A 12485-nucleotide genomic window follows, 5' to 3' on the forward strand; every position below is an offset into this window, starting at 1 on the left:
TGGTTGAAAGTCCACAGGCCGAGGAGAAGGAGCGCTTGCCCGTGGCGTCGTCCCTTCCAAGGGTCGCGCTTGCCGGCAGCAGCGCCAGCGCAGCGACGACAGCTGTGCCTGCCCTCATCATCACGTCTTCACCACGCGTTCGTGCAATCGGGTAATGGCGTCGAGCGCCGACAGAATCGCTCCCTCCTGCCATGGCAGCTGCGAGGCGTGCTCGCCCGCCAGCGCGATGCGGCCGTCGATCTGGCACAGATTGCGGTAGTGCTGCGCGCGGGCGGCCTCGGTCCACTGGCCGGCGCAACCGAGCGTGAACGGCACGCGATGCCAGGCCACCGCGACGCCGTGCTCGAATTCCTTCCTGTAGTGGGGATGGATTGCGGCACCGAACTCGACCGCACTGGCGACCCGCTCGGCCGGTGTCATGGCGGTGAACTCGAACGAATTGGCGTCCCCATGCATGTAAGCGCCGAGCAGGATGCCGCGGCCGCCACTGTTGAAGCCAGTATTCGGATAGGCGATCTGCTGGATCGGCAGGTCGGTGTAGCTGATGCCGCCATAGATCGCCTCGTCCTCTTCCCAGAAGCGGCGTTTGAACTGCAGCCCGATTTTCACGGAGGCGACGTAGGGCACGGAATCGATCGCATTTTTCATCGGCCGGCCGACATCGATTGGCAACTGGCTCAGGATCGACAGCGGAATGGTGCAGATGCACCAGTCGGCGGTCGCCTGCTGCACGACGGATGGACCGGTCGTGTCGACATAGCTCACAGTGACGCCGGAGCTGCTCTGCTGGATCTGCGTCACCTTGGCGTTAGTGCGGATCAGATCGCCGACCTCGCGCGCGAACGCCTTGCCGATCATGTCCATGCCGCCGACCGGCTGGAACATGGTGGTCTGGAAGTCGTAGCGGGCATAGGTCCGCAGATAATGCCACATCCGCGATCGTAACAGCTCCTGCAGCGAGACCGGATCGCTCGGCAGCGGATCGCCCATCAAGCCGCCGCCGGGATCGCGGGCATAGCCGCGGAACTCGGCGGAGACGAGGTTAGCGTTATACTTGTAGTCGCGATCGAGTGCGCCCCAATCGCGCAGCGACTGCAGCAGGATCTCCTGGTCTTCCTTGTCGACGAACTCGTCGAGCCTGCCCTGCTGGCTGACTTTCGCGAGCAGTTGCGACACGCCGCCCTGGAAATCCGCCTTGATGCTGCGACAGCGCTGCGGCTTGCCGTCGAAAGCGCGCGTCGCGTGCAGATAGGCATTATGGTTGAGCTGGATAAAGGCTTCCAGCGCCACGTTGAGCCGGCGGCAATAATCGAGCAGCGCCCGGTGGTGACAGGGAATCCGCCACGGACCGGGATTGAGATAGAGCCCCCGATCGAACTCACAGGCCTGTTTGAAACCGCCGAGCTCGGTAAAGCTGTCCCCGCCGCGGATCGACCAGTTGCGACCGCCGGCACGGCTATTGAATTCGAGGATCTGAACCTTGTAGCCGGCCTTGCGCAGTTCCAACGCCGCCGTCATACCGGCAAGACCAGCGCCGAGGATCAGCACCGAAGCGCCCTTGACATCGCCCTCGAGCCTGAGCGGCCCTTTGTAGTCGGACTCGGATGCGAAGCCGAGGCTCGTCATCGCGTGATACATCGCCGAACTGCCGGCGATAGTGCCGATCAGCGCGAGCAGATCCCGCCGCCTGATCACAGATTCATTCTGCACCTGCGTTCGCCCCTCCCGGCTCCTGCGATCAGTTGTAAAACAGTACGCACGCGGAAGTGCAGACTGGTGGCGCTGCCGCGGTACGCCTGCGAGATCGTCTTCGATTATGTCATTCCCACATTGGTCGTGTACCGCGTCGATCGTCGTCGATAAAACAATCATAGCTATCTGTCCGCAGGCCCGAGGTAGGCAGGCCGATCTGCGGTCGCAGGAGCTGGTCAGTGCACCTGAGTTGATGAACCAACGTCCAGTCACCTCGACGATTAGCGAACCGTCGATCAGAGCTCGACGCGTCGAAGACGCGGACGTTTCGCTCCTCGAGGCGCTTGCCAGACACGTATAGCCGTTCAACGGAAAACGAAGCAGTTGATCACGCGGCACGAGCCCCTTGAACGACTTCTTAAGCATTCGACTGACTCTGTTGTGCACCAGCAAGAGCGATGCCAACATTTCACGACATCGATAGGCGGAGAAGCGGACTCGCCCAGATGTGCGGTAGGCCAGACGATGACTGATGTCCTCAGAGGTGTTGCCGCTCTTTCATTGGCGACTCTCAAGCTCAATATCGGAAGTTTCTGGTTCTAGTCCCATGACCAAGCCACTCCGCCGGCGATTGCGGATACAGCGAACCAGTGGAGCGCCGGGACTAACCGCGCTTGGCCATGGAGCGCAAATGCAGTTTTGAACGCCTGCAATCGGCTATTTCGACGTCGCCTTTGGGTCGGTGGTATTGAACCCGACATTGTTCGATGTCAGACGCACGGAGCTAATGAAGCCGAAGACGTGCGATGATTAGCTCGATCTTGTCATCATGTGCAACGATAGTCGCGTCGGCCGAACGCGGACCGTCGCAGTTGTCCCTCTGCATCGGACAGCTGAAGATTGCGGCATTAGCATGCCCGCCTTCTTGGTCAGCCACGACTTCGGTCGCGCCGGCGACACCAGTCACGCAGCTTGTGTGCTAGAAGCCGTTTGTCGTAGCCATTTTTCTTGATGGCGACCGTCACGATCCAACCATCTACCTTGCTGTGCTTTGGAACGCGCATCCGCCTGATGTCGTTTGTACCGGTGCCCCTGCAGATCCGTCGCCGCCAGATATAATGTTTGCTATCAACGATGCGGAACAGCTATGGCATTCGTCAAGCCGAATGGCCTCCGCCAGACCTGGCGTGTCAGCCCCGCTTGTGGCGACAATCCTATTCCCACAAAAAACTTCAAGTCTGAGACTAGAGGGATGAATCATGCAGGAGCTTCCCATGCCGCATCACAACGAGCGGGGACTCGTCGACCGAGATGCTTTCGCGCATCAGGTCGCGCATAAGCTTGGAGGCTTCGGCGTGCCGTAGCTCATCCGGTTGTATGAGCTCACCCCGGCTTGAGCGGCTTTTCGAGTCCTTGCCAGCGATAGATCGCAAATGACAGCGCCCAACTGACTAGGAAGATGCCGACCACGAGATAGCCGAAATTGGCCAAGCTGCCGTTGAGATCGTCCACTGCGCTCCAGAAGGTGCCTTCAAGCGCCAATTTGTTGGCGAGCAGGCCGAGTGCCTCGATGCCGCCGATCAGCAGCGCCACGACGACTGAGATGGCCGTAATGGTCAGATTGTACCAGATCTTGCGGATCGGATTGAGGAAAGCCCAGCCATAAGCGCCGACCATCAAGACGCTGTCGGTCGTATCGACGAGCATCATGCCGGCGGTGAAGAGAGCCGGAAATATCATCACCGTACTGAAGTCCAGCCCTCCCGAAGCCTGCCCGGCTGCGACGGTGAAAAGGCTGATTTCCGTCGCGGTATCGAATCCGAGGCCGAACAACAGACCGATCGCGAACATCTGCCAGCTCGCCGTCACCATGCGAAACAGCGGACGCAAGAGGCGGGACAGCAAGCCACGACCGGACAGAAGCAGATCGAACTCATGCTTTCCGATGTGTTCGCCACGCCGCGCACGCTGAAAGCTCCGCCAGACATCCCGTAGGATCGCAAGGTTGATGGCGGCAATCGTCAGCAAGAAGAAGGCCGATGCACCGGTACCGACGATGCTGCCAACCGCCCGGAACTCCTGGAAACCGCTTTGCAGCGCGAGTGCCGCAGCTGCGATCGCGGCGACCGCCACTGCAACAGACAAGGAATGGCCAAATGCGAAGAAAAGTCCGACCGCGAGGGGGTGTCTGCCATCCTGCATCAGCTTGCGAACGACATTGTCGATGGTCGCGATATGATCGGCATCGACGGCGTGCCGAAGGCCGAGCACATAGGCCAGCAACGCTGTTGCCAGCAGCGTCGGCCGCTCTGACAGCGCCACGATGGCCCAGGTCCAGGCCAAGCAATTGATGGCCAACAAGAAGGCATAGAGCGAGATGATTCGACTACGCGAGGCAGCCGATGCGTCGTCTATGGCAAGCTTTAGATATGCGAACATGATCTTGCCTCGGCAGCGCATTCAAGGATGAGTTCGACCACGAACGTCCCTCGTTGCATAAGTGCCGCGCGCGTCAAAGCCGGTTCGTTCAGGTTGAAGACGAACCGACGGATACAGCATCCGATGATCATGCCCATTCGCGGCACGAGACAATTGCGCTGGTCGCAACGGCAGTGGAGTTGAGTGGCATTTCCTACTTCTCAGGGCTGGTCCCCCCTCGCGGTGCAGTTTTCGTGCCGCTCTGCTGGGCTAACGTGCTGGACCGCTTCGTGCGGCTTCTATCCCGCCGTCAGCTCGCGTCGCGCGATTGCGCCGCCGCATTGACGTTGCAACCTCGATCTGAGCCGTAGTCGAGTTTAACGGGCCAACCAATGCCTCAGAGCACCCCGTCCGACGCATTTGCGCACGGCAACGGCTGGTAGCAGGTTTTGGTTCGCGGCTCTTGGCCACCTTCTCAGGATCGCGAATCCCAGTGGCACGAAATGGTCATCGCCTCGCCGCTTACAGTTGCGTCGGACAGCTCCGGCATGGGCCAGGCAGGACCCGCCGAACGCCCTTGAATAGCCTTTCGAACACTACCGATGACAAGCGAAATGGCTTCAGAGGGCGTGTCAAGTAATCGTTGGCGAACATCGTGCGACACCGCAGCTCAGGAAAAAGGGCACTTTGCTCCTCAACCTCGGATTGCGGACGAGATCGAGGCGCCAAGACACTGCGGCTCTGTTGCACAAGAACTCGGCGCGGCGCTCGCCGCTCGCGCAGACAAACGGCGGTTGAAACACTCAGGCGACTGGAAGGCTGACTTCCTCTCTGTCCTTGGTCATGGCGTCATAGACTCGGACCTGGAGCATGGGACGGCGCTTCTTAAGCTCTTGCGCTCCTGCCCAGGCGCCGTCTCTTGTCGCGAATTCGGTTTTCAATTGACCGTCGACTTCGAGCACGTAACCGGAAGCGGGCAATCGACGAGTGGATGCAACCATCTTAATCCTTTAGCATCGGCGAATCCGATCGATGCTCCCACTTAACCCGAGTCGCCATCGCCAGACCAGTAGCTGGTGAGCGGCATCCGCGACGACGAAGCGACAGGTTTATCGCCGCTCATCGCAGAGGAGCGCGCGCGCCATCACGGCGTCGACGACGACTTCCGCTGCTTGCTCTGGGGCCTGCGCCATCGTCCTGAGATGAATTTCCGGCCTTATTGGCGCTTCGTAGGACGCATCGATGCCTGTGAAGTTCTTGATCTCACCGGCTTTTGCCTTTGAGTAGAGACCCTTTGGATCCCGCCTTGCGCATTCCTCGATTGGCGTATCGACAAAGACTTCGATGAACTCGTCCTTGCCAATCAGGCTGCGAACCATGTCTCGTTCGGACCTGTAGGGGGAGATGAACGAGCAGATCACGATCAAGCCGCTGTCCAGCATCAACTTGGCAACGTGTCCGACGCGCCGAATGTTCTCCTCCCGCTCAGCCTTCGAGAAGCCTAGGTCCGCGTTCAATCCGTTCCGGAGGTTGTCACCATCTAGCAGCATGGCATGCCGCGACATTGCGAGCAGCTTCTGATCAACCATGTTGGCGATCGTCGACTTTCCCGCGCCAGACAGACCGGTGAACCAGACGACGCAAGGCTTCTGATCCTTGAGCGCGGCGCGCTCACCCCTGCCCACCGAAAGCGCCTGCCAGGGAACATTGGTGGCCCGCCGCAGCGGAAACGCAATCATGCCGGCGCCGACCGTACGATTGGTGTAACGATCAATGACGATGAATGATCCGGTTTTCCGGTTGACGTCGTAAGGATCGAATGCGGCGGGCAGTGTGGTCGCAACATTGCAGAACGCGATCTCATTGAGAGAAAGCGTCTCGGCAGCCAGGTGCTCACATGTGTTGACATCGATCCGATGCCTGATTGCGGTAATGCTGCCGGCGACCGTCTGCAAGCCAATCCGCAGGATGTAATTTCGTCCGGGAGCCAGCGGCTCGTTGTCCATCCAGATCAGATAAGCGGCGAATTGGTCGGCGACGCTGGGTCGTTCGGTTGGCCGCGACAGAAGATCGCCACGGCCGATATCGATCTCGTCTTCCAGCGTAATGGTGACGGCATCGCCGGCTTCGGCGTCGACAAGGTCGCCATCATGGGTCACGATCCGCTTGATGCGGGTGGTCCGTCCGGATGCGGCGACAACGATCTCGTCGCCTGCCGATATCCTGCCGGAAGCCACCGATCCGGCGTAGCCGCGAAAATCCGGGTCGGGCCGGTTCACCCATTGGACCGGAAAGCGGAAAGCCTGGCTTGCAGTGTCGGACTGGATATCGATGCTCTCCAAATGCTCCATCAGGCATGGACCATGATACCACTTGGTATGAGCGGACCGGTCAACGACGTTGTCGCCGTGGCGGGCAGAGATCGGGATCGGAACAATCGAACTAAAGCCAAGGCCGGCGGCAAAGGCCAGATAGCTGGCGACGATCCGATCGAAAGCAACCTTGCTGTATGCGACAAGGTCGATCTTGTTCACTGCCAGCACAACGTGGCGAATGCCAAGCAGCGAACAGATGAAGGAGTGGCGGCGGGTCTGAACCAACACGCCCTTGCGGGCATCGATCAGGATGATTGCGAGCTGCGCATTCGAGGCGCCTGTTGCCATGTTGCGGGTGTACTGCTCGTGACCGGGAGTGTCAGCCACCATGAAAGAGCGCCGCGGCGTCGTGAAGAAGCGATAGGCGACGTCGATCGTGATGCCCTGCTCCCGTTCGGCTTCGAGCCCGTCCACGAGCAGCGCGAAGTCGATGTCGGCGCTGCCGTGCCTGATGCTGTCGCGTTTCATCGCCGTGAGCTGATCTTGGTAGATCATCTTGCTGTCGTGCAGCAACCGACCGATCAGGGTCGATTTTCCGTCGTCCACCGAGCCGCATGTTATGAATCGCAGCTGGTCCCTTGCACCAGGGTGGACAGGTTTCGACATTGCTATGGAAGTCATCAGAAGTAGCCTTCCCGCTTCTTCTTCTCCATCGAAGCGGCTTCATCCGTATCAATCAGGCGTCCCTGACGCTCCGACACCGTCGCTGTCTGCATTTCTGCGACGACGTCCTCGATCGTCGTCGCATCGGATTCAATTGCCCCGCTCAAAGGATAACATCCCAGCGTGCGAAAGCGGATCATGCGCATTTGCGGCGTCTCATCGCAGTTGAGCGGCAATCGCTTGTCGTCCACCATGATCGTCGCGCCATTTCGGCGCACCGTCGGTCTTTGCTTTGCGAAGTAGAGCGGGACGACCGGGAGCTTTTCGAGCATGATGTATTCCCATACGTCGAGCTCGGTCCAGTTTGACATCGCGAACACGCGCATGCTTTCGCCCTGGCGTATCCGCGTGTTGAACAGGCTCCAGAGCTCCGGCCGCTGGTTGCGGGGGTCCCATACGTGTCCAGCCGAACGGAAGGACAGTATCCGTTCCTTGGCGCGGCTCTTTTCCTCGTCACGCCTGGCTCCGCCAAGAGCGGCATCAAATCCGTAAAGTTCGAGCGCCTGCTTCAGGGCGTCGGTCTTCATCACCTGGGTATGAAGCGCCGAGCCGGAGTCGATCGGATTGATCCCGCGCGCAATGCCCTCCTCATTCACATGGACGATCAGCTCGACGCCGAGCCGCTTGGCCGTCGCGTCCCGGAAGCTGATCATCTCGCGGAACTTCCAAGTCGTGTCGACGTGAAGCAGGGGGAAAGGCAATTTTGCCGGATAAAACGCCTTGATCGCAATGTGCAGCAGCACGCTCGAGTCTTTTCCGATCGAGTAAAGCATGACCGGCCTTTTGAACTCGGCGGCCACCTCACGCATAATTTCGATCGATTCAGCTTCAAGACGGCGCAGATGTTTTGGCAGCATATATGTTCTTTTCGATGCAGGCTCTCGGTTCTGCAGCACCGGCCCAGGAGGAATGTCGGGTGCGGAGCGAGCGCGCCGGTGCGCGTGGCTATCCAATCGATCAGGTGCCGATTGGCAGCAGACTGACACGCCCTGGGCATGTCGCATTCCACCGCAATGCCGCCGGCGCCCGCCTCACACGGTATTGGCGCAGATCAGCTCATCGGGGGTGGGGATCCTGGCTAAATCAGCCAGCGTGTTTTGATCGCAAGCATCCAGATCACCCTAAGCCATATTGACGATCTGCTCAAGCCGCGCGACCTCGCCTCGCAAAATCTCAATAGCCGCATCACGAGTCCGAATAGCATCCAACCCTAAAGCTCGATCAGCTTCTGACGCCAACAGTGCCTGCTGCAACTGCGCTTTCATTGGATCGGCCAGCCGCAAATTTTCGGCAACGCTGGTAGGGGACAGATCTTGCGCCTGCACCACGGACATGTCGCACGTGGAACGAAAGTTGTCTGGAAGCTGCGGAGCAGTGTGGCCTTGCTCGGATTGAGACGGCGCGGACGATGCTCCCGCCTTGCCAGCTCGCAAATCCCACCAGGTTCGGAATATCTGTCGATAGAGTTCAGTTAGATGAGGTCCCCTATCCACAACTCCGGCTTGCTGTGCATGTAGCAGTTCCGCCTCATATCCGAGTTCTGTCAAAAGCTCGGCGCCGACCAGATCGGTCACAGTTTGCATTTCTTCGATGCTTAGTTGGGATTGCCATGTCTTGACAGAGCTTTGATCGACCGCTTTTCGTTCCAGGATTTTTCGATCCCCAAAGCTGCTGGATCGAAGATAATCCACTTGTCCCATGCTCGCCGATGGGGCCGCCGCGGAATCACAGCCGAGCCCGCTTAGCAGGCGCCGAATCTCTTCGTCTGGATGCGTCACGAGCAGCTCATATCGCACCAGCTGTGTGCGCGGGCGCGGGCGGTGCGCGGCAAGCCTCGGAAGGCCCAGAACCAAATCGGCAAGTGAAGATATTAAGGCATCGGGCAGACGAAGCATGAGATCGGCGAGACTAGATACGCTGACCGAGTAGGAGCCTTCGGCTCGAAGCGGGAGACCCCACGTGGATTTCAGTGAAGCCGCGATGGCATAAGGATTGCGCATCAAAAGGATGTGTGGCGCTTCTGGATAGACACGTTCAAGGAATTCGAGCGCCGCCCAGTAGCGTGGCGTTTTGTCTATGATGATCCGCTTGCCCGCTGCTGCCAGGTACTGACCGTATGCTGCATCGGCGAAAGCGCGGCTGGCAGTCGTCCGATCGATGCGCCCCAGGAATTCGGAGGTTGCGCTCTCAATCAGCAAAGATCCTGCCGGGTGGCGTTGATCCACCCTTCCGAAGGCTTCAAGTGCCAACATCAACCAGGGTTCAGGCGGAGCCATGACCTCTGGATGGCTTTGGAGCAGGTGTGCCAGGAGTGTTGTCCCGGCTCGTGGAAGTCCGAGGAGAAAGCAGACCACAGGCGAACCGCCAGAAGCACAACTCATAATTCAGGCCCCATACTTGAAAAGCGAACCGCGTTCGATTGAGCGAAATAAAGCCGGCCAGTTGAGGCGGCCGCTCGCATACCAAGCGTTACTGCTACGCCTGCCACTCATGATTTGAGATCCGTCAAGTTCAATCGATTGGGCGGGATCGCTAGCGTTTGACAGCTGCGATCGCCCCCGATTGCTCGACAGTAGAGACCAAGTCAAGGACCAGGCAACTGCACGAAGATTTGCTGCGTATATGGGAAGGATGGAATGAACTATACGGAAGTTTACGGGTAAAGACCGCGGCGCATGGGACTATACTAAATACGATCGACGCGATGCCGCTTGCCAGGCCGTTGAAAACTGATGCTCGGCGTACACCGGAGAAGTTCTTCAGCGCGCGATATCGGTCCCGGCGCAACTGCCTGCCGCTGCTCGGCCAACATAATGAGCGTTTTGCACGTCTACCAACCTTGCTGTCGCAAGTCCCACAATCCGTCCGATCTGTACCAAGTATCTGAGTCGCTTACTCTTGCGGCGTTGTCCCGATTTCTAATCCGCGCTAATGGAAGGTTTGTAAAGGATGGAACCCTGGCCCACAATGCCGCCGGATTTACCTAGTCCAGCAACCGCGCCTTATCGTATCTCCACTGACGGACAGGAGATATTCCGGCCGTTCATGTGGGAGATCAGATCGATCAGTGCCTGCCTCGAAGAACTCGCCAAATTCCGTGCCAATGTGCTTGGCATCACTGGGCCACAGTTGATGATCCTGATGGCAGTGGACTATCTGGGCAAAGAAAAAGGTGTGTCCGTCAACCTGGTGTCACGGTTGATGCACGTCGATCCTTCTTTCGTCACGACCCACTCAAAACTCCTGGAGAAAAAGGGATTCCTTCGGCGCAAGCCCTCCACAGCCGATGCGCGTGTAGTTCAGATGTCGCTGACCGCCAAAACGCGCAAGCATCTCGCAAGTTTGACGCCTCGAGAGGAAGCGCAGGATGTGCAGGCTTTTGACGAATTCGGCCCTGACGGATCAAGCGAGTTCATTACCGGGCTGGCCGCAGTGAGGCACCGCTTGGAGAAGGCCCGCTCTGGCATCCGGAAGACCAAAACGAGCAATCGTCAGAAATGAAGCTGGCTAACCATCTGACTCTCCCGGCCTTCGAATATTTCGTGAGGCGGCGCGGTCGAAGGTGGTTATGGTCCCTTCACACCGCCGAAGGCGTGCAGGTGATGATGGGTTTAGCACGTAATCGCTCCACCGCCGTCTATCAAGCCAACCGAGCGCTTTTTCAGTTGCTACTGAGCGCGCCTTATCGCTTGGGAGCTCAAGTTCACCAACAAGCTCCGCGGCCACCCTTTACGCCAAAGCTTTAGCCTAGCATGAGCTTCGACTGCGGCGGCGTGGGGGTCAAGACTTGAAGCGATCCGGTTTGCTATTATGAGCGCTCCGTCTCGCCGTCACCGAGAACAATCGTGGCCCTTGACAGCGATCCGCCGCATTCTTCGAACCCTTGACGGGAACGAGCGACCGTCGAAACAATTTCCAGCCTGGAAACATTCGAAGCAGGACCGGTCGTAAGATTGTCTCATCGCTCTCGATCGTAAAGAGCAAAGCGGCCTTCGCGACCGTACTCCTTTAATCTAAAAGATGACGAAGCACTGGAGCCCGTTCCACGAGAGTGACAAACCAAGCCCGTGAAAAGCTCTTTCCACAGCAATTGGCAGGCCCTGCAAAACAATTTCAACGGCCGTAAAGGGCGGCCTGCGAGCCGCCCTAATGTGCCGGCTACCAGCGCTGCCAAGTAAGCTACCGCTGATGTCCGAGTCCTATTCCGAGATTTAACGCCTTCTGGCGCAACGCACCGACGCTGCGTTTGGTCATTTTTGCAATTTTTATGACGGGAGTCCGAGCCTTCGAATGGACTTTGAGCTCTTTGATATCTGCCTTGGTCCACTCGCGCCGCTTAACGCGTTTCTTGGTTGCTTTTTTCACAGTGAATGCTCCTTTTGAGAGGAGCGGCTTGTAACATAGTTTTTTCGGAGCGACGACCGTAAAAAAGAGGCAATCATAGGAACTCGCGCCATCATATGTCTTCAGAAGACAAGGCACCTCGACTATTGTAAACTTAGTACAGATGCCGTCTTGAGAGGCTTCGCCTGGTTATTCGACGCTATGCCCGCAGACTAACATGTTGCTGGAAGGAAGTGAGCAAGCAGGGCATGGTAAGCTTGAGCAAATTCTGAATCAGGCATGTTCGTGATTTGTATCAGGCGTGGAGGCTTCAACGCTCGATAACCGTGAGACATCGTAGCATCTCTACCACGGCTGCCCTACTACGCTTGGCGCGCTGCGCTGTCTAGACTGTCAGAGCCTCCTTGCACTAGCGAGAACACCAGATCGAATCTCCTCTTCGTACCCGTCGTCCGGTCTCGGCTCAAGGTTGGAGGGACAAGTGTGTTCTTATGAACAGGCAGCTTTCACCTCTCTTGACGCGGGCCGAGAACGGCAAACGCCGCGATTAACCGCCCGCGATGATCTCTCATAGAGAGGCTTCGGCTGACGTTAAGATGAGCGGCCACCGCTTCAGCCTTGATGGCGCGATCTTCCTCCAATTTTCTTTTGATGTGATGTATGCATATTTGGCGAGAAAAGACGAAGCCGACGCCTGATGGTCCGCGATCGGTGCTATTGCGCCGCGAAAAATGCGACCGCCTTAGGCCAAGGCGCGATAAGATGGCTTAGCCTGACCGATCCAACGCTGACCGGCGTTAGTCGGCTCAAGCGATGTTTTGAGCCGGGACGGTTTCGACGAACGTGCGGATGACGCGCAAAAGCTCTGCCAGCCATCGCAGCAGCAGGCCGAAGTTGTAGCCGGCAGCGGCAAGGACGGCGTTGATGCGGTCGCCGAGGCGTCCCTTGAGATAGTTGCGGTCCATGCGGTGTTCGGCCTTGACGTGGCCGATG

General features: G+C 58.3%; 7 protein-coding genes, 1 pseudogene and 1 riboswitch. Of the genes and pseudogenes, 1 reads left to right on the plus strand and 7 read right to left on the minus strand.

The genetic code is table 11. From position 1 onward, the window contains the following. Positions 1 to 120 precede the first annotated feature (120 nt). The 5 genes from ACZBJS_RS38470 to noeE form a co-directional block, all read right to left on the minus strand. Positions 121 to 1710 (minus strand): flavin monoamine oxidase family protein, encoded by a 1590-nt coding sequence (locus tag ACZBJS_RS38470; protein ID WP_463440023.1) that lies wholly within the window; start codon positions 1708 to 1710, stop codon positions 121 to 123. A 1365-nt stretch (positions 1711 to 3075) separates the two neighbouring features. Beyond that, entirely contained in the window at positions 3076 to 4152 is a 1077-nt protein-coding gene (locus tag ACZBJS_RS38475; protein ID WP_463440024.1) for a HoxN/HupN/NixA family nickel/cobalt transporter, read from the minus strand. 382 nt (positions 4153 to 4534) lie between these two features. Further along, a riboswitch (cobalamin riboswitch) is annotated at positions 4535 to 4726 on the minus strand. A gap of 493 nt (positions 4727 to 5219) precedes the next feature. Further along, positions 5220 to 7091, minus strand: a complete 1872-nt coding sequence (cysN, locus tag ACZBJS_RS38480; RefSeq protein WP_463440025.1) for a sulfate adenylyltransferase subunit CysN — start codon at positions 7089 to 7091, stop codon at positions 5220 to 5222. 14 nt (positions 7092 to 7105) lie between these two features. Next, the gene (gene cysD, locus ACZBJS_RS38485; RefSeq protein WP_229159832.1) at positions 7106 to 8005 is read right to left on the minus strand and encodes a sulfate adenylyltransferase subunit CysD; all 900 of its coding nucleotides are present in this window, start codon (positions 8003 to 8005) and stop codon (positions 7106 to 7108) included. 264 nt (positions 8006 to 8269) lie between these two features. Then, positions 8270 to 9529 carry a nodulation protein NoeE gene (gene noeE, locus ACZBJS_RS38490; protein WP_463440026.1) on the minus strand — a complete coding sequence of 420 codons (1260 nt, stop codon included), beginning with the start codon at positions 9527 to 9529 and terminating at the stop codon, positions 8270 to 8272. 586 nt (positions 9530 to 10115) lie between these two features. Between noeE and ACZBJS_RS38495 the strand changes: the two genes are divergently transcribed. Next, on the plus strand, positions 10116 to 10649 hold the full coding sequence (locus ACZBJS_RS38495; protein ID WP_463440027.1) for a MarR family winged helix-turn-helix transcriptional regulator: 534 nt from the start codon (positions 10116 to 10118) through the stop codon (positions 10647 to 10649). A 678-nt stretch (positions 10650 to 11327) separates the two neighbouring features. On the opposite strand, the gene ACZBJS_RS38500 is transcribed toward ACZBJS_RS38495, so the two are convergent. Then, positions 11328 to 11513: a hypothetical protein gene (locus ACZBJS_RS38500; RefSeq protein ID WP_076829490.1), complete on the minus strand. Its 186-nt coding sequence runs from the start codon at positions 11511 to 11513 to the stop codon at positions 11328 to 11330. Positions 11514 to 12298: 785 nt separating this feature from the next. Beyond that, a pseudogene (locus tag ACZBJS_RS38505) lies at positions 12299 to 12485 on the minus strand (IS5/IS1182 family transposase); the annotation flags it as partial.

This window comes from Bradyrhizobium sp. KZN70725, assembly GCF_055264925.1.

Excerpts from the sequence above, each read along its gene's own strand:
- ACZBJS_RS38475 (WP_463440024.1), bottom strand. The coding sequence starts at position 4,152 with ATGCGCTGCCGAGGCAAGATCATGTTCGCATATCTAAAGCTTGCCATA.
- cysN (WP_463440025.1), bottom strand. The coding sequence starts at position 7,091 with ATGTCGAAACCTGTCCACCCTGGTGCAAGGGACCAGCTGCGATTCATA.
- cysD (WP_229159832.1), bottom strand. The coding sequence starts at position 8,005 with ATGCTGCCAAAACATCTGCGCCGTCTTGAAGCTGAATCGATCGAAATT.
- noeE (WP_463440026.1), bottom strand. The coding sequence starts at position 9,529 with ATGAGTTGTGCTTCTGGCGGTTCGCCTGTGGTCTGCTTTCTCCTCGGA.
- ACZBJS_RS38495 (WP_463440027.1), top strand. The coding sequence starts at position 10,116 with ATGCCGCCGGATTTACCTAGTCCAGCAACCGCGCCTTATCGTATCTCC.